20 protein-coding genes are annotated in these 21,574 nt (G+C 63.7%); 13 read left to right on the forward strand and 7 right to left on the reverse strand.

Features of this window, described 5'->3' with window-relative positions; genetic code table 11:
- Window positions 1–64 precede the first annotated feature (64 nt).
- Together A3AI_RS0115045 and A3AI_RS0115050 are read left to right on the forward strand one after the other, a co-directional pair.
- Complete coding sequence (locus A3AI_RS0115045) at window positions 65–982, forward strand: SDR family NAD(P)-dependent oxidoreductase (RefSeq protein ID WP_024516379.1); 918 nt, start codon at window positions 65–67, stop codon at window positions 980–982.
- Between the two features lie 3 nt (window positions 983–985).
- Window positions 986–2,212, forward strand: coding sequence for a BaiN/RdsA family NAD(P)/FAD-dependent oxidoreductase (locus tag A3AI_RS0115050; RefSeq protein ID WP_024516380.1), 1,227 nt, complete (start codon window positions 986–988; stop codon window positions 2,210–2,212).
- Window positions 2,213–2,219: 7 nt separating this feature from the next.
- Here A3AI_RS0115050 and A3AI_RS0115055 read toward each other — a convergent pair whose 3' ends face one another.
- A complete protein-coding gene (locus A3AI_RS0115055; protein ID WP_024516381.1) occupies window positions 2,220–3,470 on the reverse strand; it encodes an MFS transporter in 1,251 nt (416 codons plus the stop codon).
- A gap of 92 nt (window positions 3,471–3,562) precedes the next feature.
- Here A3AI_RS0115055 and A3AI_RS0115060 point away from each other — a divergent pair, with 92 nt between their 5' ends.
- Together A3AI_RS0115060 and A3AI_RS0115065 are read left to right on the forward strand one after the other, a co-directional pair.
- Window positions 3,563–4,465, forward strand: coding sequence for a LysR family transcriptional regulator (locus A3AI_RS0115060; RefSeq protein WP_024516382.1), 903 nt, complete (start codon window positions 3,563–3,565; stop codon window positions 4,463–4,465).
- A 290-nt stretch (window positions 4,466–4,755) separates the two neighbouring features.
- Window positions 4,756–5,313, forward strand: coding sequence for a cytochrome P460 family protein (locus A3AI_RS0115065; RefSeq protein WP_024516383.1), 558 nt, complete (start codon window positions 4,756–4,758; stop codon window positions 5,311–5,313).
- A 116-nt stretch (window positions 5,314–5,429) separates the two neighbouring features.
- On the opposite strand, the gene A3AI_RS0115070 is transcribed toward A3AI_RS0115065, so the two are convergent.
- Complete coding sequence (locus A3AI_RS0115070; protein ID WP_024516384.1) at window positions 5,430–6,176, reverse strand: SDR family oxidoreductase; 747 nt, start codon at window positions 6,174–6,176, stop codon at window positions 5,430–5,432.
- 75 nt (window positions 6,177–6,251) lie between these two features.
- Here A3AI_RS0115070 and gcvA point away from each other — a divergent pair, with 75 nt between their 5' ends.
- Complete coding sequence (gene gcvA, locus A3AI_RS0115075) at window positions 6,252–7,238, forward strand: transcriptional regulator GcvA (RefSeq protein WP_245286891.1); 987 nt, start codon at window positions 6,252–6,254, stop codon at window positions 7,236–7,238.
- 181 nt (window positions 7,239–7,419) lie between these two features.
- Here the strand turns inward: gcvA and A3AI_RS0115085 are convergent, their stop codons facing one another.
- From A3AI_RS0115085 to A3AI_RS0115095, 3 genes are all read right to left on the reverse strand, one after another.
- Window positions 7,420–8,679, reverse strand: a complete 1,260-nt coding sequence (locus A3AI_RS0115085) for an MFS transporter (RefSeq protein WP_024516386.1) — start codon at window positions 8,677–8,679, stop codon at window positions 7,420–7,422.
- A gap of 159 nt (window positions 8,680–8,838) precedes the next feature.
- Entirely contained in the window at window positions 8,839–9,921 is a 1,083-nt protein-coding gene (locus A3AI_RS0115090) for a D-TA family PLP-dependent enzyme (protein WP_024516387.1), read from the reverse strand.
- Between the two features lie 21 nt (window positions 9,922–9,942).
- A complete protein-coding gene (locus tag A3AI_RS0115095) occupies window positions 9,943–11,760 on the reverse strand; it encodes an ABC-F family ATP-binding cassette domain-containing protein (protein WP_024516388.1) in 1,818 nt (605 codons plus the stop codon).
- Between the two features lie 129 nt (window positions 11,761–11,889).
- Between A3AI_RS0115095 and A3AI_RS0115100 the strand changes: the two genes are divergently transcribed.
- The gene (locus A3AI_RS0115100; RefSeq protein ID WP_024516389.1) at window positions 11,890–12,690 is read left to right on the forward strand and encodes a hotdog family protein; all 801 of its coding nucleotides are present in this window, start codon (window positions 11,890–11,892) and stop codon (window positions 12,688–12,690) included.
- A gap of 41 nt (window positions 12,691–12,731) precedes the next feature.
- Here the strand turns inward: A3AI_RS0115100 and A3AI_RS0115105 are convergent, their stop codons facing one another.
- Window positions 12,732–15,104: a xanthine dehydrogenase family protein molybdopterin-binding subunit gene (locus A3AI_RS0115105; RefSeq protein WP_024516390.1), complete on the reverse strand. Its 2,373-nt coding sequence runs from the start codon at window positions 15,102–15,104 to the stop codon at window positions 12,732–12,734.
- Between the two features lie 188 nt (window positions 15,105–15,292).
- Here A3AI_RS0115105 and A3AI_RS42765 point away from each other — a divergent pair, with 188 nt between their 5' ends.
- Both A3AI_RS42765 and A3AI_RS0115115 read left to right on the forward strand, forming a co-directional pair.
- On the forward strand, window positions 15,293–16,435 hold the full coding sequence (locus A3AI_RS42765; protein WP_198030119.1) for a Ppx/GppA phosphatase family protein: 1,143 nt from the start codon (window positions 15,293–15,295) through the stop codon (window positions 16,433–16,435).
- Between the two features lie 123 nt (window positions 16,436–16,558).
- Window positions 16,559–17,254: an RlmE family RNA methyltransferase gene (locus A3AI_RS0115115; RefSeq protein WP_024516391.1), complete on the forward strand. Its 696-nt coding sequence runs from the start codon at window positions 16,559–16,561 to the stop codon at window positions 17,252–17,254.
- A gap of 70 nt (window positions 17,255–17,324) precedes the next feature.
- Here the strand turns inward: A3AI_RS0115115 and A3AI_RS48765 are convergent, their stop codons facing one another.
- Window positions 17,325–17,501, reverse strand: a complete 177-nt coding sequence (locus tag A3AI_RS48765) for a hypothetical protein (RefSeq protein ID WP_198030120.1) — start codon at window positions 17,499–17,501, stop codon at window positions 17,325–17,327.
- A gap of 331 nt (window positions 17,502–17,832) precedes the next feature.
- Here A3AI_RS48765 and A3AI_RS49930 point away from each other — a divergent pair, with 331 nt between their 5' ends.
- From A3AI_RS49930 to A3AI_RS0115145, 5 genes are all read left to right on the forward strand, one after another.
- Window positions 17,833–17,955: a hypothetical protein gene (locus A3AI_RS49930; protein ID WP_283807233.1), complete on the forward strand. Its 123-nt coding sequence runs from the start codon at window positions 17,833–17,835 to the stop codon at window positions 17,953–17,955.
- Window positions 17,956–18,211: 256 nt separating this feature from the next.
- Complete coding sequence (locus tag A3AI_RS0115130) at window positions 18,212–19,042, forward strand: class I SAM-dependent methyltransferase (protein ID WP_024516393.1); 831 nt, start codon at window positions 18,212–18,214, stop codon at window positions 19,040–19,042.
- A gap of 12 nt (window positions 19,043–19,054) precedes the next feature.
- Complete coding sequence (locus A3AI_RS0115135) at window positions 19,055–19,579, forward strand: DUF8737 domain-containing protein (RefSeq protein WP_024516394.1); 525 nt, start codon at window positions 19,055–19,057, stop codon at window positions 19,577–19,579.
- Window positions 19,580–19,781: 202 nt separating this feature from the next.
- Window positions 19,782–20,306 carry a TIGR03668 family PPOX class F420-dependent oxidoreductase gene (locus A3AI_RS0115140; RefSeq protein ID WP_198030121.1) on the forward strand — a complete coding sequence of 175 codons (525 nt, stop codon included), beginning with the start codon at window positions 19,782–19,784 and terminating at the stop codon, window positions 20,304–20,306.
- Window positions 20,307–20,371: 65 nt separating this feature from the next.
- The gene (locus A3AI_RS0115145; protein ID WP_024516396.1) at window positions 20,372–21,214 is read left to right on the forward strand and encodes an LLM class F420-dependent oxidoreductase; all 843 of its coding nucleotides are present in this window, start codon (window positions 20,372–20,374) and stop codon (window positions 21,212–21,214) included.
- Window positions 21,215–21,574 lie beyond the last annotated feature (360 nt).

Raw genomic sequence — 21,574 nt, forward strand, 5'->3', positions numbered from 1 at the left:
TCCGGCCGCGCAGGCGGGTCAAGCCCCGGCATGACGCCAAGAAAATACGATAGGAACGGAAATCATGACAATCAGGTTTGACGGACGCGTCGCCATCGTGACCGGCGCGGGCAATGGTCTGGGGCGTGCGCATGCGCTGGGGCTCGCCAGCCGCGGCGCCAGGGTCGTGGTCAACGATTTCGGCGGCGCGCGCGACGGCTCCGGCGGCTCGCTGACGCCGGCGCAAGCCGTGGTCGAGGAGATCAAGAAGGCCGGCGGCGAGGCGATCGCCGACGGCGCCGACGTCTCCAATTACGAGCAGGTCAAGGCCATGGTCGAGCGGGCGACCAAGCAGTGGGGCGCCGTCGATCTGCTCTGCGCCAATGCCGGCATCCTGCGCGACAAATCGTTCGGCAAGATGGAGCCCGCCGATTTCGAGAAGGTTCTGGCCGTGCATCTCGTCGGCACCTTCTATTGCTGCAAGGCGGTGTGGGACGGTATGCGCGAGCGCAATTACGGCCGTATCGTGCTGACCACCTCGTCCTCCGGCCTCTACGGCAATTTCGGCCAGGCCAATTACGGCGCAGCGAAGTCGGGCATGATTGGCCTGATGAACGTGCTGGCGGAAGAGGGCCGCAAATACAACGTTCGCGCCAATATCATCTCGCCGACGGCTGCGACCCGCATGACCGAGGAGCTGTTGCCGCCCCAGGCGCTGGGCTTGATGAAGCCGGAATCGATCACGCCGGCAGTGGAATTCCTGCTCAGCGAGGACGCCCCAACCCGCACCATCATGGGCGCCGGGGCTGGGTCTTTCGCGCTAATCAAGATCATCGAAAGCGAAGGCATCAACCTGCCGGAAGCCGAGTGGACCCCGGACGCCGTCGCCGCGCACTTCGCCGAGATTGCCGACATGTCCAAGGCCAAGGCGCTGGAAGGCGCCTTCCAGCAGACCCAGAAATATGTCGGCCAGGCCGCCGCGCGCGCGGGCGTGAAGCTGTAGGTGATGGACGCCGCCATCATCGGCGCCGGCCCCGCCGGGCTGATGGCGGCCGAGGTGCTCGCGCAGGGCGGCGCCAGTGTCACCGTGTTCGACGCCATGCCGTCGGCCGGCCGCAAATTCCTGATGGCCGGCCGGGGTGGCCTCAATCTCACCCATAGCGAGCCGCTCCCGCAATTTCTCGCGCGCTACCGCGAGGCGACGTCTAGGCTCGACCCGGCGATCACGGCCTTTCCGCCCCAGTGCTTGCGCGAATGGAGCGAGGCGCTGGGGCAGCCAACCTTTGTCGGCACCAGCGGCCGCGTCTTTCCGCAGGCCTTCAAGGCATCGCCCTTGTTGCGTGCGTGGTTGCGTCGACTCAACGCCAGCGGCGTGCGGTTCGAATTCCGACACCGCTGGCAAGGCTGGGACGATGACGGGCGACTGATGTTTCGGGCACCGCAGGGAGAGCGCGTCGTCGAGGCACGCACGGTGGTGCTTGCGCTTGGCGGCGCAAGCTGGCCGCGGCTTGGCTCGGATGGCTTGTGGACCGAAACGCTCGCGGCCAGGGGCGTCTTCGTGTCGCCGCTGCGATCAGCCAATTGCGGCTTCACGGTCGCCTGGTCCGATGTCTTTCGCAGCCGTTTCGAAGGCCAGCCGTTGAAAGGCGCGGCCTGGTCGTTCGGCCCACAGACCATCCGCGGCGAAGCCATGGTGACCCGCAGCGGCCTTGAAGGCGGCGCGATCTATGCGCTGTCCGCGGACCTGCGCGAAGCCGTCGTAACATCGGGTGAGGCAATCCTGCACGTCGCCCTACGGCCCGGTCTCGACGTGAAGCAGCTCGCCGCGCGGCTCTCGGCGCCACGCGGCAAGCAGTCGTTGTCGAATGTCCTGCGTAAAGCCGCGCAATTGTCGCCGGTCGGGGCTGGCCTGTTGCAGGAAGCCGCGATCGCGGCGGGCGCGTCGCTATCTTCGCTCTCGCCGGAAAGGCTGGCCACGCTGATCAACGCTGTACCGATCAAACTGACAGGCACGGCGCCGATCGCGCGCGCCATCTCAAGCGCAGGCGGAATCGTGTTCGACGAGCTTGATGCCGATTTCATGATCCGCCGCCTGCCGGGTGTTTTCGCGGCCGGCGAGATGCTGGACTGGGAGGCGCCGACCGGCGGCTATCTCTTGCAGGCGTGCTTTGCGACGGGTGTCGCGGCAGGAAGAGGCGCATTGCACTGGCTCGCGCAACACGCCGCATCCTGAAAGGCGTTCACGAAGTGCCGGTTCTGGTCGCGACATCCGTGATGAGACCGAGCAGGCCAAAGAAGGCGGCGACGGCGCAGACCGGGGTCCAGCCGCCATGCGTCCATGCGAAGGACGCCGCAGCCGCACCCACCGCGCCGCCAAGAAAGAACAGCGCGACGAACAGGGCATTCAGGCGCCCGCGGGCTTCCGGTCGCAAGAGGTTGATTGCACGCCGGCCCAGCGTCTGGTCGGCGGTGATGCCGACATCGAGCAGGATCGCACCGATGCCCATGGCCGTTAGTGCCGCAATGCGCGAGTCCGTAAACGGTGCCCACGCACACAGGCCGGCCGAGGCGACAATCAGCAGGTGCGCACCAACCAGCAGCAGCCGCGTCCAGCCGCGATCGCCCAACCGGCCCGCGAGCGAGGTGGCGGCCGCACCGGCAACGCCGATCAGCGCGAACAGCGCAATTCCCTTGGCGTCGAGCCCGAATGGTGCATCAGGCAGGCGTAGCGCCACAGCCGCCCAGAAGGCCGTGAACGACGCCATGACCAGGGCTGCAGTCCAGGCGCGAACGCGCAGCACCGGCTCTTCCCGCAGCAATTGCGGGAACGAGCGGAGCAGGGCGCCGTAGCTAGTCGTCATCGTCGGCTTGAGCGATGGCAGATGTCGGGCGAGCGCGCATGCAAGTGCGGCCATGAGCGCGGCGGAGACGAAATAATAGCCGCGCCAGCTCCAGGCATCGGCGATCAGGCTCGCGAGCGGCCGCGACAGCAGAATGCCGACCATCAGTCCGCTCATGACCTCGCCGATCGCCTGTCCGCGCCGGGCCGGCGGCACCATGGACGCAACGAGCGGCACCATCATCTGGATGGCCGCGCAGGAAGCTCCGAGAATGAAGCTTGCGGCGAGGAGCAGGGACGGCGTTGGCGCGAGCGCGGTGCCGAGTGCGGCAACAATGGCGCAGGCCAGCGTGCGCAGGATCAGGCGTTTGTTCTCGAGGAGATCGACAAGCGGGACCAGAAGGAGCAGTCCGAACGCATAGCCGAGCAGAGTGAGCGTACTGATCAAGCCCGCCTGCCACGCGGTCATGGTCAGCGAGCGGCCCATCAGCCCGACCAGAATCTGCGGCGCGAACAGATTGGTGACGACGACGCCGGTCGTGATGGCGCCGAGCCAGATCAGCGAGCGCTCGGCAATCGGCTTGGCGGCTAAAAGATGGGTGGCTTCGGAGACGGTGGTTTCAGAGGTGGTGGTGGTTTCAGAGATGGTCATCGGACCTCGCATTGCATGTGCGAGGTCCCTTTAAGCCGGCGGGATAATATGCTACAATTCAAATAAGATGATAAACAATATGCGGCATTGTTATGAATACGCATGACCTCGTGGCGTTCGTCGCCATGGTCGAGACCGGATCGATCGTCGCCGCTTCCGCGCGGCTGAACCTGACGCAGCCGGGCGTAACGCGGCGGATCCAGAATCTCGAGGAGATGCTGGGCGCGCAGCTGCTGGACCGGCTGTCGAAGCCGCTCAAGCCGACAGCGGCGGGATATGAGGCCTACGAGCACGGCCGGCGCGTGCTGCGCATGCTCGACGATCTCAAGTCAGGTGTCGCCAACGATGGCGTGGTGCGCGGCGAGTTCCGGCTCGGCCTCACGCCGTTTTTGTCCGAGATGGGCTTGTCCGGACCGCTCGACCGCGTACGCGCCGAATTTCCCGCGCTCGCCGTGCGGGTCGTATCGGGTTGGTCGCCGCATCAGGTCGAACGGGTCTGTCGCAATGAGCTGGACGCGGCCGCGGTTTGCCTGCCAGATGGGGCGACCCCGCCGGTCGATCTCGTCACCGACGATCTTGGTGCACAACCGGTCGTCTTTGTCGTCGCGCGCAACATGAAGATCGCGAAGTCCGTCGACCTGGAATGTCTGTCGCGGATGTCGTGGGTGATCAACCAGGATGGTTGCGGGTTTCGAGATGTGCTGAAGCGACGCTTCGATGCGGCGCATCTTCCATTCAGTATCGCGGTGGAGGCGCTGGACAGCGAGCTTCGCCTGTCGCTGGTGGCGCGTGGCGTCGGCATCGGCTTGGTGACGCCGGTCGGGTTGAAGCGCAGCGCGTGGCGCAGCAAGCTCAAGCTTGTCAAGGTCGAGAATTTCGATCCAGCAGTTCGTGCCTGGATGGTGCACCGTCCACCCGCCGGGCGTTTGGCGCGCCCGATCAAGACATTCCGCGATGCGCTGGACGATGAATTGCAGGCGCTGACGCGCCTCTAAAGGTGGGGCGACGGTAGGGCCGGGTCGAGCGATTTTTCCGCCGTAGCTCAAGGGCCTTTGCTTCGGAGAATGGCCCATTAGCGGACAATGCCGATAGTTCAGAAATACTGTCACACGCCGCGGCATCGGATGCCATTTCGCGACGAGTAAATTCATGCTGTAATCATGTCGTTCGTCAGCAAAGGTCGGCGCGAGTCCTGTGCTTTGGAGAGGACAATGCGACGAAGCAATTTCCAGCAAAAGGGTTATCGATCGTCATCCGTCGCTAAGCCGATGAGGGAGATGCGACTATGAAAAAAAGTACGCTGATCAGTCTCAGCATTTCGGCGTCGACCGCCGTTTGGGCGGCTGGTATCGCGATTTCCGCGCAGGACAAGTACGCCGTGCAGGTGCCGAACGGGCTCGCGTTCTCCGAGTTCAGGGGATACGAGGACTGGGCGGTGATCGCGATCAGCGAGAACGGTGGGAAGATTGCCGTGATCGTGGGGAATCCGGCAATGATCGATGCTTACAGGGAAGGTGTGCCGGCCAATGGCCAGCCTTTCCCGAACGGCGCCAAGATGGCGAAAATTCACTGGAACCCGAAAAAGCAAGAGGCGTATCCAGGTGAGCCAACAGTGCCAGGCACCCAGCACGACGTCGATTTCATGGTGAAGGACAGCAAGCGGTTCGCGGACAGCGGCGGATGGGGATGGGGTGCGTTCGAATATGATGCGGCGTCCGATGCGTTCAAGCCCGCCACGACGGCGGACGAACCGCCGCAGGAAAACGACGCGAAGTGCGGGTTCGCGTGCCACACGGTGGTGCAGAACCGCGACTACGTATTCACGGAGTACGGAAAGAGGTGAGTGTCGGATTCGGGCGGCTGACTGATTGGTGCGAACCGGTGCTCGTTCCGGATTTGAGATCGAAGTTGCACCGCAGGCGGCGGCCATCTGAGCCGCCGCTGTGTTGCACCGAGAGATCAAAACTGTGACATGCCGCCGTCGGCGACCAGCTCCGATCCCGTCATGAAGGACGAATCGTCGCTCGCGAGGAACAGGGCGGCCCTGGCGATTTCCCCGGCCTCGCCGAAACGATGCAGTGGGACCTGATCTTCGATCGCCGAGGCTGCTTGGTTTAGCTGCGTCTCGGAGAGCCCGAGCTTGCCGTGAAACGGAGTACTGATCGGGCCGGGACTCACGGCATTCACGCGAATGCCACGGGGCGCAAGCTCTGCACCCAATGACCGCACCAGCGAACGCACTGCTGCTTTTGTGGCCGACAAAATGGAAAGGCCGGGTGCACCGACTTCGTTCAGGAACGAAGTCGTCACGACAATGCTTCCGCCTTTGGCCAACAGGGGAGCGGTCTTCTGGACCGTGAAGAAGACGCCCTTGAAGTTCACACCGAATTGCGCGTCGATCTGATCTTCCGTGACAGCTTCCAGCGGGGCCGCAAGGCCCATGCCGGCGTTTGCGAACAGCACATCGATATGGCGGAACTTTTGGCGAATTTGTTCGACGATGCTCTCGATATCAGCAGGCTTGCTCACGTCGCCGCGGAGCAAGGTGACGCTGTCCCCGAGTTCGCTTGCTGCCGCTTGCAGCCGGGCAGGATTTTGCCCGATGATGATGACCGTAGCGCCTTCGTCTCGGAACAACTTCGCAGCTTCTAGCCCGATACCAGAGGTTCCGCCGGTAACGACGACGATTTTGCTCGACAGTTTCATGATCTTCTCCAGGTCCAGGGGTTCGGGTTGGTAACCGGAGCGCGCGATCCGTAGGCAGCACCATGATCGTTGACCTTGAGCGCCACAACAGAGATGATCTGTGCCGGCGGCATAGAAAAATTTGTGCGGAAATCTATGAGAGCGCCCAATCACTTAAACGCGCTTCGGGCATTCGAGGCGGCGGCCCGCCACCTCAGTTATGTCGCGGCCGCGGACGAGCTCAAGGTCACACCCGCCGCGGTGGGAAGCCTGGTTCGCACCCTGGAGGCCGTCGTTGGAGTCGAGCTTTTCCATCGCTCGCAGGCGGGCCCCGCACGACTGGAGTTGACTGAGGCAGCACAGGCGGTGCTGCCGGAGCTTCAGGCTGGTTTCGATCATCTGACTGTTGCCTTCGAGCGCTTGAAAGCGTCGCGCGGGCAAATCACCATCAGCCTCACAGTGCCCCCGGCCTTTGCCGACAAATGGTTGTTGCCCCGCGTCGAGCGCTTTGCGACCCATCATCCGTTATACGATCTGCGCATCGATACCAGCGGTCGGCTTGTTGACTTTGCTGCCGAGAGAATGGACGTCGGCATTCGCTACGGTGATGGTCGCTGGCCGGGGCTGAAGTCCGTCTTCCTGTTGCGCGATGCGTTTTTTCCGGTGTGCAGTCCGGCGTTGTTCGAGGGGACGCACCCGCTGCGACGTCCGGAGGACCTAAAGCACCACACTCTCATTCATGACCGTTCGATGGCGTTTGAAAGCGCATTCCCGACCTGGCGAACCTGGCTGCAGGCAGCGGGCTTTCCGGACATCAACTGCGAGCGTGGACTACAAATCAACGACTCGGCGGCGGCCTACCAAGCGGCGATCAACGGAAGTGGTGTCGCCTTGGGTCGAACCACGTTAGTGGCCAGAGATTTAGCGGCGGGACGTCTCGTTCGGCCTTTCGGCGAGGCGTTGCGCTGCGAGCTTGCCTACTATCTTATCCACCGGCCGAAAGCCGATGACGATCCCGGCATTGCGGCGTTCAAGAATTGGGTCTACACGGAAGCAAAGGCAGATGCGGCGAACGTCGGCTAAATCGCGATGAGATTTGGTTGAATCGACATCGCGCTTTAGGTCTTTGATTGAGCATGATCTTTTCGGAAAACCGCTACACACTTTTCCGGATCATGCCTTAATGGCCCCCGGTGCGAAGCCAGCGCGTGCGCCGGCATGGATGCCTATGTCAACGCGCCAGCGCGGCCGCGTCCAGATCTTTTCAACGCGCATTCGCCGGCGCGTGCACCGGCCAGAGATCGGCGCGCCAATGCAGCGCGATCGCCATCATCGCGATGAGCCCTGCGGCCGCATAGAGTGTGCCGGTCGCGGAATAGCCGATCAGATCGATCAGGCTGCCCGCCGCGAGCAAGCCGAGCGGCAGGCCGTAGATCACCATCATGCGCACCCCCATCACCCGGCCACGCAAATGCGCACTCGCCGTGCGCATCAGGATCACGGCAGCCGAAATCATCGACATGCTCTGCGCGATGCCGGCAAGCACGAGGCAGGCCATCGCCACCGGCATTGTCCTGAGTTCCACGAACACCAGCAGCATCGCGTACCAGGCGAGCGTCGCGCCGATCAGAAGCCGCGCGATGCGCACGCCGGCGGAGAGACTGAGCGTGATCGAACCGATCAGCGAGCCCACCGCGAAGCTCGCCGATAGATAGCCGAGACCGGTCTGGTCGGTATGAAAGATGTCGCGCGCGACGTAAGGCAGCAATCCGTTCGTAAAGGGAAATGCGGTGAGATTGGCCAGAAATGCAACGCACAGCGCCGCTCGCATTCCCGGACCATTCCAAGCGTGGACAATGCCCTCCCTGAGGTCCCGAAGCAGGGTCGGGCCGAGCCGGTCTTTCCGGTGTTCAGCAGCGCCGTGAGATTTGACGGGACGGGTCATGCAGAGCATCAGGACGGCAGCCGTGAGATAGAGACAGGCGATCGCCACATACACAAACCCGATGCCAAGCACGGCGAACAGTCCGGCGCCCGTCAACGCGCCGGCGATGCGCGCGCTGTCCTGCGTCGTGCGCGCCAGGCTGATGGCTCCGACCAGTTGCTCTGATGGCATGATGTCCGCGAGCAGCGCGCCGCGCACACCGAGATCGGAGGGGCGGATCAGGCCCATGATCGCGACGATGATCATGATATTGAGCGGCGCCAGATGGCCGCTCAGGGCCAGCGCCATGATGGTTGCAGAGAGCGCCGTATAGGCAAAGCGCATCGCGGCCAGCAGGTCCCGGTGGCCTATGCGATCGCCGACCATGCCGAAGACAGGCGCGATCAGCGTTCCCACATATTGCAACGATGCGAGCACGGTCAGCAGCAGCACTGAGCCGGTTTCGACCATGATGAACCAGCCGAGCACGAGTGTCTCGACCTCAAATGCCCATGAGGTGAGGAGATCGGATGGCCATTGAAAGCGATAGTTGCGGATGCGAAATGGCGCCAGCGCAGAGCTCCGCGCAGCTTCGCTCAAGACGCGATGACGCGTGTCACTTGCGTTCCCTGCCTTTTTTCTCGGTTCTTTGGCGAACCTTCTTTATTCGTGTAGCGTAGCGCTGGCGCAGCCCGTGTCAACCTGCACAGCCGCATGCGCTGCATGATACGGACACACCGATATCTGAGTCCCGGTTCGTCACCGCAGCTTTCCCCGCGCTGCAACCGGGAGCACGCCAATGATTTCATCGCCGCGCACCATCACGACCTCGTCCATCATGTTGACGACGACGCAGACATGGTTGGGTACGATGCGGACGACATCGCCGACATTGGGGCGAGTGTTGGTCCGCGACAGATCGAGAAAGCCGTGCTCTTCGGCAAAGCGGGCGATCTTGGCTTCCGGGTGCTCGAGGATCAGGCCAAAGCCGTCGAGACCACCGCCAGGATCGGAGGTCAGCGTCTTGGAACCGGCGTCGAGAATGCCGCGCTCGGGCGCGGCGCGGCTCACCACCGTTGAATAGATATTGAGTGCGCAATCGTCCCAGCCGGCGACGCCGGCGGCGACCTGCATTCGGTCGTTGTAGATATAGGTGCCGGGCCGATGTTCGGTGGCGCCCTTGAGCTTTCCGAGATTGATCAGGTTCGGCGAGCCGCCGGTCGACACCATCGTGGCGTCGAGCCCGTGTTCGCGCACGCCCTTGAGCGCCTCGTCGAAGAATGTCTGCGCCTCGGCCCAGCCGGTCTCGGTCGGGTAAAGCATGAAGCCTGCGAAATTGAGGCCCTTGCTTGCTGCGATCTGGCGCGCCAGTGCGATCGCTTCCGCGGGCGTCTCGACGCCCGCGCGCTTGCGGCCGGTGTCGCATTCGACCACGACCGAGAGGGAGCGGCCCGAAATCTCGGCGGCCTTCGGGAGCCCAGCGATCACTACTGTGTTGTCGGCGGCCACCGTCATGTTCGCCTTGGCCTGCAGCGCGGCGAGGCGGGCCATCTTCTCGTCCCCGATCAGATTGTAGGTGATCAGGATGTCGTCGATGCCGGCGTCCGCCATCACCTCGGCCTCGCCGAGCTTCTGGCATGTAATGCCCCTGGCGCCAGCGTCGATCTGCATCTTGGCGAGCATCGGGCTCTTGTGGGTTTTGATATGCGGCCGGTTGGCGACGCCGGCAACATCGCAGGCTGACTGTACCCGCGCGATGTTGCGTTCGACCTTGTCCATGTCGATGACGGCGCAGGGTGTGCCGTAGTCGCGGGCGATCTTGGCGGCGAGGGGCGTTGTCATGGGTCAAACCTGTCGGGTGGATTAAGCCTGTTCGATTTCTTCGCGCAGCATTTCGAGCTCCAGCCAGCGATCCTCGGCGGCGGAGAGCTCTTGGTGGGCGGCTGCGATCGCAGCCGATACCTGCTCGAATTTCTTGCGATCCTTGGCATAGAGATCGGGATCGTCCAGCTGCTTCTGCTGTTTTGCAATTTCGCCCTGCAATTTTGCAATCGTCTTCGGCAGCGTCTCCAGCGCGTGCTTCTCGTTGAAGCTCAGCCGGCGCTTTGCCGAAGCCAAGGCTGGCGCCGCGGCCGATCTCGCTTCCTTCTTCTCCTCGGTCGCGGGCGCTTTCGCCGCTTCGCGCTTCAGGTCGGCGCCGCGCTGGACCAGCATGTCGGAATAGCCACCGGCGTATTCGATCCATCTGCCGCAGCCTTCGGGCACGATCACCGAGGTTACGACGCGATCGAGGAAATCGCGGTCGTGGCTGATCAGGAGCACCGTGCCCTCGTAATCGCCGAGCATCTCCTCCAGCACGTCGAGCGTTTCCAGGTCAAGATCGTTGGTTGGCTCGTCGAGCACCAGCAGATTGGAAGGTTTTGCGAGTGCGCGCGCGAGCATCAGCCGACCGCGCTCACCGCCGGACAGCACCTCCAGCGGCGTGCGCATCTGCTCCTGCGCGAACAGGAAGTCCTTCATGTAGCTGACGACGTGCTTGGGCTTGCCGCCGACCATGACATGGTCGCCGCGCCCGCCGGTCAGCGCTTCCGACAGCGTCGATTTCGGATCGAGGCTTTCGCGATGCTGATCCAATGTTGCCATCTCGAGGTTGACGCCGAGCCGTACGCTGCCTGAATCCGGCTCGGTCGCGCCGGTCAGAAGGTTCACCAGCGTGGTCTTGCCGGCGCCGTTGGGGCCGACAATGCCGACGCGGTCGCCGCGCTGGATGCGGGTCGAGAAGCCGTCGACGATGCTGCGGTCGCCATAGGCCTTGACGATGTTCTTCGCCTCGATGACCAGCTTGCCGGACTTGTCGGCTTCCGCGGCCGCGAGATTGGCGTTGCCGGTCGTGCCGCGATAGTTGCGGCGCTGCGCGCGCATCTCGTGCAACAGGCCGAGTCGGCGGACATTGCGCTTGCGGCGGCCGGAGACGCCATAGCGCAGCCAATGCTCCTCGTTGACGATCTTGCGATCGAGCTTGTGCTGCTCGCGCTCTTCCTCTGCCAGCACCTCGTCGCGCCAGGCCTCGAAGGCCGCAAAGCCGCGATCGATCTGCCTGACCTCGCCACGGTCGAGCCAGGCGGTGGCGCGGGAGAGATTGGTGAGGAAGCGGCGGTCGTGGCTGATCAGGACCAGCGCGCTGCGCGAGTTTTCGAGCTCCGCTTCCAGCCATTCGATGGTCGTGAGATCCAGATGGTTGGTCGGCTCGTCCAGGAGCAGAATGTCGGGCGAGGGCGCGAGTACGCGCGCCAGCGCCGCCCGCCGTGCCTCGCCGCCGGAAAGATGCGCGGGGTCCGCGTCGCCGGAGAGGCCAAGCTGCTCCAGCAGATAGCGCGCCTGGTAATGGTCGTCGCCGGGGCCGAGGCCGGCCTCGACATAGGCCAGCGTCGTCTTGTGCTCGCCGAAATCCGGCTCCTGCGGCAGATAGCGGACGGTCGCGCCCGGCTGCACGAAGCGGGTGCCGGAATCAGGCTCGACCAGGCCCGCCATGATCCTGAGCAGGGTCGATTTGCCGGAGCCGTTGCGCCCGATCAGGCAGACGCGCTCCATCGGCGACACCGACAGCTCCACTCCTGAAAGCAGCGGCGTGCCGCCAAACGTGAGACGGATGTCCTTGAGCTGGATGAGCGGCGGGGCCATTGGATTCCTTGACGTGAGGGGCGGGTGGTACCTCATCCCTGCATAAATGGCGAGCGAAAGCGGGGCCTTGCCAGCGGGGTTCCCTCGCGTACGATGATCGCGGGATTGAGCTCAAATCACGGAAGCGGCATGACCAGCACTCTGCACACCTATCGCGTCTCGGCTTACAACACCGCCAAACAGTCTGAAAACAAGATGCACGACGACACGGTGGCCCGCCGCTTCGGCTTTTCCGGCGGGCTCGTGCCCGGTGTCGACGTGATGGCGTACATGATGCATCTGCCGGTCGAAAAATGGGGCCGCGTCTTCCTGGAGCGTGGGCTGATGGACGCGCGGTTCGTCAAGCCGGTCTATGACGGCGAGGATGTGGATTTGAGGGCGCGCGAGAGCGATGGCGTGCTTGAGCTCGAGGTCGAAAGCCGCGGCGAGATCTGTGCTACCGGCAGCGCGTCGCTGCCGGCGGTTGCGCCCGCGCTGAAGCTTGCCGATTACAAGGAGATCGCGCCGGTCGTGGCGCGCAAGCCGTTGGATGCATCATCCTACGAGCTCGACAAATGGCTGGGCACCACCCCGCGCGCCTGGGCGGGCGAGGCTGCCAGGGACTATCTCGCCGACATCAGGGAGACTGATCCGATCTATTCGCGCGAGGGGCTCGGCCATCCCGGCCTTCTGCAGAAGGTGATGAACCGGCTGCTGGTCGACAACGCCATTCTGGGCCCGTGGATTCACGTCGGCAGCCGCATGCAGCTGCTGTCCGCGGGCAAGGCGGGCGACGAGATCACTGCGCGGGCAAAAGTCGTCGGCAATTACGAGAAGAAAGGCCACCGCTTCGTCGAGCTGGATGCGCTGGTGGTGGCCAACGGCACCACGCCGCTGGCGCATTGCTGGCACATCGCGATCTACCAGCCGCGCGAGCAGGCGGCGGCGTAGGGTCCTCTTGCCTCGCCTCCGAATCGGAGCGAGGCGAATACTCACGCCACCTTGGCCTTGGCATCCTGGATCGCGCGCCACACCTTTTCCGACGTGAGCGGCATGTCGATGTGCTTGATGCCGTATTCCGACAGCGCATCGACCACCGCGTTGACGATGGTCGAGAGCGAGCCGGCGCAGCCGGCTTCGCCACAGCCCTTGGTGCCCAGCGGATTGGTCGTGGCGGGCACCGGGTGATCACCGACCGTCATCATCGGGATGTCTTCCGCGCGCGGCATGGCGTAGTCCATGAAGGAGCCGGTCACTGGCTGGCCGTTCTCGTCGTAGCGGACGTGCTCCATCAGCGCCTGTCCGATGCCCTGCGCCACGCCGCCATGGAGCTGGCCGGCCACGATCATCGGATTGACCACGGTGCCGAAATCATTAACGCCGGTATAGCGCACGATTTTCACCACGCCGGTATCGGGGTCGATCTCGACCTCAGCGACATGGCAGCCATTGGGGAAGGCCGACGGCACCGGACCGGTGGTGTGATCGACATCGAGCGAGTTGGGCACGCCTTCCGGCATCTTGTTGTCGCGCAGTTTCTTGGCGAGATCGATGATGTCGATGGAGCGGTCGGTGCCGGTGATGGTGAAGCGGCCGTCGCCGAACTCGATGTCGGCCTCGGAGGCTTCCAAGAGATGCGCCGCGGCGCGCTTGCCCTTCTCGACCACGATGCGCGAGGCCTCTACGATCGCCATGCCGCTTGCGGTGATGGAGCGCGAGCCGCCGGTGCCGTTGCCGGTGTGGACGATGTCGCTGTCGCCCTGTTCGAGCCTGACGCTCTCGAAGGGAACGCCGAGCTGGGCGGAGAGCACCTGCGCGAACGGCGCGGCGTGGCCCTGGCCGTAGTCGAGCGTGCCGGTGATCAGCTTCACGCCGCCGTCGGCCTCGAACACGATCTTGCCGAGCTCGACGCTCGGCGGTGCCGTGACTTCGAGATAGGAGCCGACCGCAATCCCGCGCAGCTTGCCGGCCTTGCGGCTTTCCTTCTTGCGCTTGGCGAAATTCTCATAGTCCGAGATCTCCAGCGCTTTCGCGAACACGCCGTGGAAATCGCCGCTGTCATAGGTCACGCCCGATGAGGCCGGGAACGGCATTTGCGCCGGCTTGATGAAGTTGCGCTTGCGCATGGTCAGCCGGTTGATGCCCATCTCGTCGGCGGCGGCATCGATCATCCGCTCCATGTAATAATTGGCTTCGGGCCGGCCGGCGCCGCGATACGCGCCCATCAGCGTGGTGTTGGTGAGCACCGTCTTGATGTCGATCGCCATCAGCGGCGTGCGGTACACGCTCGAGAGGTTCTTGCCGGTGTTGAGCGAGAGCGGCCCGGGCGCGACGCCGGTGATATAGGCGCCGAGATTGCCGTAGCCGGACAGCTTCACGGCCAGGAAATGGCCCTCGGCATCGAGCGCGAGCTCGCCATGGATCCTCTGCGCGCGGCCATGGCTGTCGGACAGGAACGAGGTGGAACGCTCGTCCGTCCACTTCACGGGGCGGCCGAGCGCCTTGGTCGCGTGCAGGATGCAGATGTATTCGGGATAGTTGATATTCTTCATCCCGAACGAGCCGCCGACATTGGCGGTCAGGAGATGCACCTTCTCCGGTTCGACCTTGAGCAGGTTCTTCAGCATGGTGCGATTGCCGGCGACGCCCTGCGTCGGCACCTGCATGGTGTAGCGCCCGGTCTTCTTGTCAAAAGAGGCAAGCGCCGCTCGCGGCTCCATCGGCACCACGGCGACGCGGGTGTTTTCCATGTCGAGCTTCACGACATGCGCGGCCTTGGCGAAGGCTGCCTCGACCTTTTCGGTGTCGCCATAATGGTAGTCGAGCGCGACATTGTTGGGAATATGGTCGTAGAGCTGTGGCGCGCCGGGCTGCGCCGCTTCTTCCGCATCAGTGACGGAGGGCAGGGGCTCGATATCGACCTCGACGGCTTCGGCCGCGTCGCGGGCCTGCGCCAAGCTCTGCGCGACCACAAAGGCAACGGGATCGCCGACATAGCGCACCTTGTCGGTCATCAGCGCGGTGCGGTTGGTCTGCAACAGCGGTGAGCCATCGCGGTTCTTGAGGGGCAAGCCACAGGCGAAGGGGGCGTAGCCGGCAGCAATGAGATCCGCACCCGTCCATACCCCGAGCACGCCCGGCATCGCCTTGGCGGCATCCGTACCGATGCTCTTGATGATGCCATGGGCATGGCTGGAGCGGACGATAAAGGCATAGGCCTGGTCGGGCAGATTGAAGTCGTCGGTATATTTGCCCTGGCCGCGGACCAGCGTGTCGTCCTCCTTGCGGCGGACCGGCTGGCCGACGCCGTATTTTTGCAGTGCGATAGCGTTTTCCAAGGCGGACGCGGGGGTATGATCTTGCATGGGAAAGCCTGAAATTGGCGCGATTTCCGCGCTTGTTCCCCCCAAATAACGCGCCCGCGCCGCTCCTACAACGCCCGTTTGGGCATGGTCGTATTGGGCTGTTGCACAGCCCTTTGGCACTGCTAATGTTTCGCTCGAATGCGAAATTCCAGGTTGGTCTCAAGAAGGCCGGCGGAAAGACCTTTTGAATGAACGATGACACGCAGCTTCGCGACGGCCTTGCGCTGAGCGGAGAGCTGCACAGTCCCGTCGCGGCCGCCGCGGCAGGACCTGAGCAGACGGAAGTCCAGGAAAACCAGGTCCAAGGAACCCAAGTCCAGGGAACCCAAGTCCAGGAAAGCCTTGGCGCGGCCAACGGTGCGGCCAGTGGCGCCGCCGGGGTCTATGCCGCGCTGGACCTCGGGACCAATAACTGCCGCCTTCTGATCGCCTGTCCATCCGGCGACAGCTTCCGCGTGGTCGATTCCTTCTCGCGTATCATCCGCTTGGGCGAGGGGATTTCGGCGACCGGTAATATCAGCGACGCCGCGATCGAGCGCGCCATCGCGGCGCTGTCGATCTGCCGCGACAAGATCCAGTCCCGGAGGGCAAAGCGGCTGCGCCTGATCGCGACCGAGGCCTGTCGCGCCGCCGCCAATGCCGATGGCTTCCGCAACCGGGTCGCCGCCGAGACCGGTATCGAGCTCGAGGTGATCGACCGCGAGACCGAGGCGGCGCTCGCCGTGGTCGGCTGCTCGCCTTTGGTCGACCCAAAGGGCCGTGGCGCCATCCTGTTCGATATCGGTGGCGGCTCGACGGAACTGGTGCGGATCGAGCGTGATCGCGCAAACCCCGCGGCCGAGCCGCGCAGCAAGGCCTGGATGTCGATCCCGCTCGGCGTGGTGACACTGGCGGAGCGGTTCGGCGGCAAGGACGTCACGCGCGAGATCTATGCGCAAATGGTCGAGGCGGTGTCGCGGCATGTCGCGCCGTTTACGGCCCAGCACGGCAGCGACATCGGCGACATGCACCTGCTCGGCACCTCGGGCACGGTGACGACGCTCGCCGGTGTCCATCTCAACCTTGCGCGCTACGATCGCCGCCGTGTCGACAGCATCTGGATGGATGACGCCGAGATCACCGCGACCATCGAGCGCCTGCTTTGCATGAGCTACCAGGAGCGCGCCGGCAATCACTGTATCAGCGTCGACCGCGCCGACCTCGTGCTCGCCGGCTGCGCCATCCTGGACGCCATTCGCCTGGCCTTCCCGCTGCCTCGCCTGCGCGTCGCCGACCGCGGCCTGCGCGAGGGCATGCTGGTCGAAATGATGCGCGAAGACGGCGCGCTGTGATCCAAGCCTCCTTGACGTCATTCCGGGGCAGCCCGTAGGGCTGAACCCGGAATCCAGAAGTTGTGGCGCGAGATTCCGGGTTCGACGCTGGCGCGTCGCCCCGGAATGACGATAGAGAGGGGCATGGCAAAAGATTCCTCCGGCCGGCTGCATGTCACGGTCAAGAGCAAGGGCAAGCGAAAGCTGTCCTCGAAACTGTGGCTGGAGCGGCAGCTCAACGACCCCTATGTCGCGCAGGCCAGGCGCGACGGCTTTCGCTCGCGCGCGGCCTACAAGCTGACCGAGATCGACGACAAATTTCACCTGCTTAAGTCAGGCATGACGGTGGTCGATCTCGGCGCCGCGCCCGGCGGCTGGAGCCAGGTCGCGGCAAAACGCGTCGGCGCGCCGGCCAGGGGCAAGGTGGTCGCGATCGATCTCCTGGAAATGGGAGAAATCCCCGGCGTCGATTTCGCACAGCTCGATTTTCTCGCCGACGATGCGCCGGAACGACTGATCGTCATGCTGGGCGGCCGCGCCGATCTCGTGATGTCTGATATGGCCGCCAACACCACTGGCCATCGCAAGACCGATCAGCTGCGCATTGTCGGGCTCGTCGAAGCCGCTGCGTTGTTTGCGACCGAAGTGCTCAAGCCCGGCGGCGCGTTCCTCGCAAAGGTGTTCCAGAGCGGGGCCGACGCCGACCTGCTGGCACAGCTCAAGCGCGATTTCGCCAGCGTCAAGCACGTGAAGCCCGCCGCCAGCCGGCAGGATTCCTCGGAGCGCTATGTGCTGGCGACGGGGTTTCGGGGCGAGCCGCGAACGTTGCCGGAGGCGTGACTGCAGTCTGCCGTCTTGGCGTTCGCCAAGCGGACAGTCAGGTCTCAGTCAATGACAACGTCAATCGCGCTTATTTCGGACGTCGCTGGTGCCGCTCGAGGCGCAGTCTTTGTGCTCTCAGGCGTTGTGTTTCCTCGTCGAGCTCCGCGATTTCCTCCTCAAGTTGCGCCATCCTGGATTTCGGCGCATCCGTGTCGCGCAATTTGTCGAGCGCCTTCTCGACGGACAGTTTGGTCGTTTCAGCCATGATAGCCTCACGCTGCGCTGAACTGGGAACAGCGGCTCAAAGAGCCGCCGCGAGGTGCCCCAACACAGCCAACCTTAAGGACCGGCCAATTTTGTCGTGCTTGACCCATATCAAGGCAACCGGAGATTTTGCAAAACGCGTCGCGCCACGGGCCGTTCCACCTGCGCGTTGCCGCGCAGTCGGTGCCTGGCGTGAATGATTTGTTTCCGAGAGAATTTAGGGCGCGTTAGCCTTCGAAATCCGCCTTGACCGGAGCGGGGCGCAATCCGTTCCTGACTGCGGACCAGACGCAAAGCGCACACACGCCAAAACCCGTGGCCGAGACGGGGCCGTGGCTGAAAAAACCAATGAAAAGGCTGAACGGCAGGATAATCCTGACGGCATCCCGCAATGCGATATGATGGATCATTGTTCCTCCGGCAAGGACAGCGCCTCGATAGTCAGGGCCGGATGAACGTATTCTGAACGCCATGCCCGCAAGTCACCGCACCGTATTTGGCCGGTATCCAGCCCATTTTGCCCGCTGCGGCGAGAATGCCTCCACACCATCTAGCATTTAGCGCACCGTGCCGGACTGTGAAGTCCTGCTTCATGGCTCATCGACATTATCGCCGATAGTCCTGCGGCGGAAGTGTGCCTACGTCGTAACTTGCAAATCGGAAGTCATGCCGATAGCGCAACTGAAACGAGACCTTTTGGAGCCGCTTGTCATGAACGATACACTTGATGGCGTGCGCGACCATTATCGCGCGACCGGCCTGACCGAACGGCTGAAGACGGCGCTCGCCGTATTCGGGCCGGAGGATGAGCGGCTGACGCCGCAGCAGCTCGCGGCCCTCGACCATTTTCACACCAGGGGGCTCGCTGCGACCGAGGACCTTGCGAGGCTCGCCGGCATCACTGCCGACATGTCGGTGCTGGACGTCGGCTCCGGCGTCGGCGGTCCGGCGCGCCTTCTGGCCGCGATCTTCGGCTGCCGGGTGACCGGCGTCGATCTCAGCGAACCGTTCGTGGACGCCGCGCGCTATCTGACCGAACGCACCGGCCAGGGCGACAGGGTTAAGTTTCAGGCTGCGAGCGCGCTGGAGCTTCCCTTTGACGACGCCAGCTTCGACGCTGTGTTGCTGCAGCATGTGGCGATGAACATCGCCGACCGGGCGCGGCTTTATCGCGAGATCCGGCGAGTGTTGAAGCAGGGTGGCAGGTTCGCGACCTACGACGTCGTCTCGATCTCGGCCGAGCCGCATTATCCGGTGCCTTGGGCGCGGACGGCGGCGACGAGTTTTCTGTTGACTGCGGCGGCGACGCGCGAGGCGGTCGAACAGGCCGGCTTCCGCACGCTTCACGCGCAGGACGATTCCGAGACCGCGAAAGTCTGGTTTGCACGCGTGCGCGCGTCGGGGCCGCCGCCTTCCCCAAACCTCGGCGTGGTGATGGGGCCGGACTTCGCACAGCTTTCCGCCAATCTCGGACGAAACATCATGGAGGGCCGGATCGGCATCCTGACCGCGGTATTCGAAGCCGCGCCCGCGAACGCGTGAAGAGAGGGCATCATGTCGCCGCTCACGCTCTTCCGCACACAACTCGTTCTCGGCTATGTCGCGTGGCTGCTTTGCTTCGGCGTCTACATCTGGCCGAGGCTCAGGTCCATGGACTCAATCGAGGCGCACCGCGCCATCGCAACGCTGCACAGTTTCCGCTTTTTCGGGCTCGTCTTCATTCTGCCGGGCGTGGTCAGCCCCGATCTGCCCGCCTCATTTGCGACCTTCGCCGCCTATTGGGACTTCGCAACCGGGCTGCTCGCCATGCTGGCGCTGCTCACCGTCAGGATACGTCCGGTGTTCTGGCTGTTGGTCATCGCCTTCAATCTCGTGGGCTTCGTCGACCTTATTGTCGACTATTACCACGCCATCCAGGCCGACCTTCCCGCGATGGCGGGCGAGTTCGGCGCGGCTTACGCGATTCCGATCATCTACGTGCCGCTGCTGATGATCACGCATGTCGCAGCCTTCTACCTGCTGCTGCGCCCTCAGTTCAAGGTAACGGCGTCGGGCGAGGGCAACAGCTTCGCACGATAGTCGATTGAATCGTTCGATTTAGGACACGCAATCTGGAAGGAAAATAAATCGCGGGATCACCCGTTCGGGGTCTCACAATGGCGACATAAATGCCGACATGGACGCATGTCGGCCCTGGGGCCCAGTTCCGGACTCATGCACCGCAACAAATCGTTCTATTTGCCGTCTCGTCGCCGCGGCTGAACACGACGCCGATTCCCGGGTGGCGAAGCCGAGCCAAGCCGTGCAGTATCGGCGCGATTTAAAGTCATCGCCCGGCGGACGTCACGTGTTGTCAGACCACGAACGCAGGTTCCTGTTGACGCGACGGGTCGGGCACCTTGCCACGGCCGACAGCCGGGCCGTTCCGCACGTCGTGCCGGTGTGCTTTGCGATATTCCAAGGCAACCTCTACTTCACCATCGACGAGAAGCCGAAGCGGGTGGCTGGACCAGCACTCAAGCGCGTCCGCAACATCGAGCGCAACCCGATGGTCGCTATCGTGGTCGATCGTTACGACGAGGACTGGACCAGGCTTGGCTGGGTGATGTTGCGTGGACGGGCCGAGATCCTGCGCGCCGGGACGGAGCATGATCGCGCGCAGGAGCTGCTGCGTTCCCGGTACCGCCAGTTGGCGGCGATGCAGATCGCCGAACAGCTCGTCATCGCGGTCCGCGTGGAGCGGGTGACGAGCTGGGGCAACCTGTCCGAGGGCGTGGACGAAGCCGATGATGATGGTCAAGCTTAGAGGCTGGTTCGCGCCCGCGATGTGTGCGACCATCGCGCACTGGCCGCAACCGGGGAGCACTGAATATGCATGTCGGGCTGACGATGTTTCCCACGGATTACGCGATTCCACCGCACGAGCTTGCCGTGGCGGCGGAGGCGCGGGGTTACGAGTCATTGTGGTTGCCGGAGCACAGTCACATTCCCACCAGTCGCAAATCGCCGTGGCCCGGCGGCGCTGAGCTGCCGAAATACTATTACGATACCTACGATCCGTTCGCCTCGCTGGCCGCTGCCGCCGCGGTGACAAAGACCATCAAGCTTGCGACGGGGATCTGCCTTGTCGTCGAGCGTGATCCAATCCACCTCGCCAAGGAGGTGTCGACCGTCGACCGGCTTTCCTCGGGCCGGTTCATTTTCGGCATTGGCGCGGGCTGGAATGAGGAGGAGATGGCCAATCACGGCACAGCGTTTGCAACCCGCTTCAAGCTGATGCGTGAGCGGATCGAGGCGATGAAGCAAATCTGGACGCAGTCGACGGCGGCGTTCGACGGCGAATTCGTCAAGTTCGAACCCATGATGCAGTGGCCCAAACCGGCTCAAAAACCCCATCCGCCGATCGTTGTGGGGGGCGCATTCCCGCACGCAGCCAAACGAGCGATCGCTTACGGCGACGGCTGGATTCCGATCGGCGGGCGCGCGCTGGATCCACTCGATGTGCTTCCCCAATTCCGTCAAATGGCAAAGGACGCTGGCCGCGATCCCGCCTCGCTCTCCTTCGACGTCTTCGGGGCGCCCCGAAACCTGGAGGTGCTCAAGCGCTACCGTGACGCCGGCGTTGACCGGGTCGTCCTGATGCTTCCACCCAAGCCTCGAGACGAAATCTTGCCCTTGCTGGATGAAGGCGCGGACCTCGTGACGGCGCTCTGAAGAATCTGTGGGTTCATAACCGACGGAACCAAAGCTCAGGACTGCACTGGCTGCCGTCCGCGCAACGAACTCTCGCCGTTGCACGAAGGGCCCATGTGTGGACGGCTCCCGGTTGGCAAGAAGAATCTTCACTTTGCAGCGTTGGTCGGAGCAGCCATGTGTTCGGCCTGTTAGCGCGGTACCCATGACCGCTGGCCATAATGCCCTCCGCGGATCAGGTCCCAGTCAACAACACGCATTCGATGATGCCGTGGCCCTAGTGGGTTGTCCTGATCGCCGGATCGACCGGCACTGCATTAAGTGCTGTTCGCCCTCCCAACCATTGCGTCACGCCGGGCTGTCCGGCGCGAGCTCGTTCAC

The organism is Bradyrhizobium sp. Tv2a-2 (assembly GCF_000472425.1).
Lineage (GTDB): Bacteria > Pseudomonadota > Alphaproteobacteria > Rhizobiales > Xanthobacteraceae > Bradyrhizobium.

Coding starts and splice junctions, on each gene's coding strand:
- A3AI_RS0115045 (WP_024516379.1), top strand. CDS start 65: ATGACAATCAGGTTTGACGGACGCGTCGCCATCGTGACCGGCGCGGGC.
- A3AI_RS0115050 (WP_024516380.1), top strand. CDS start 986: ATGGACGCCGCCATCATCGGCGCCGGCCCCGCCGGGCTGATGGCGGCC.
- A3AI_RS0115055 (WP_024516381.1), bottom strand. CDS start 3,470: ATGACCATCTCTGAAACCACCACCACCTCTGAAACCACCGTCTCCGAA.
- A3AI_RS0115060 (WP_024516382.1), top strand. CDS start 3,563: ATGAATACGCATGACCTCGTGGCGTTCGTCGCCATGGTCGAGACCGGA.
- A3AI_RS0115065 (WP_024516383.1), top strand. CDS start 4,756: ATGAAAAAAAGTACGCTGATCAGTCTCAGCATTTCGGCGTCGACCGCC.
- A3AI_RS0115070 (WP_024516384.1), bottom strand. CDS start 6,176: ATGAAACTGTCGAGCAAAATCGTCGTCGTTACCGGCGGAACCTCTGGT.
- A3AI_RS0115090 (WP_024516387.1), bottom strand. CDS start 9,921: ATGACAACGCCCCTCGCCGCCAAGATCGCCCGCGACTACGGCACACCC.
- A3AI_RS0115095 (WP_024516388.1), bottom strand. CDS start 11,760: ATGGCCCCGCCGCTCATCCAGCTCAAGGACATCCGTCTCACGTTTGGC.
- A3AI_RS0115100 (WP_024516389.1), top strand. CDS start 11,890: ATGACCAGCACTCTGCACACCTATCGCGTCTCGGCTTACAACACCGCC.
- A3AI_RS0115105 (WP_024516390.1), bottom strand. CDS start 15,104: ATGCAAGATCATACCCCCGCGTCCGCCTTGGAAAACGCTATCGCACTG.
- A3AI_RS42765 (WP_198030119.1), top strand. CDS start 15,293: ATGAACGATGACACGCAGCTTCGCGACGGCCTTGCGCTGAGCGGAGAG.
- A3AI_RS0115115 (WP_024516391.1), top strand. CDS start 16,559: ATGGCAAAAGATTCCTCCGGCCGGCTGCATGTCACGGTCAAGAGCAAG.
- A3AI_RS48765 (WP_198030120.1), bottom strand. CDS start 17,501: ATGGCTGAAACGACCAAACTGTCCGTCGAGAAGGCGCTCGACAAATTG.
- A3AI_RS0115130 (WP_024516393.1), top strand. CDS start 18,212: ATGAACGATACACTTGATGGCGTGCGCGACCATTATCGCGCGACCGGC.
- A3AI_RS0115135 (WP_024516394.1), top strand. CDS start 19,055: ATGTCGCCGCTCACGCTCTTCCGCACACAACTCGTTCTCGGCTATGTC.
- A3AI_RS0115145 (WP_024516396.1), top strand. CDS start 20,372: ATGCATGTCGGGCTGACGATGTTTCCCACGGATTACGCGATTCCACCG.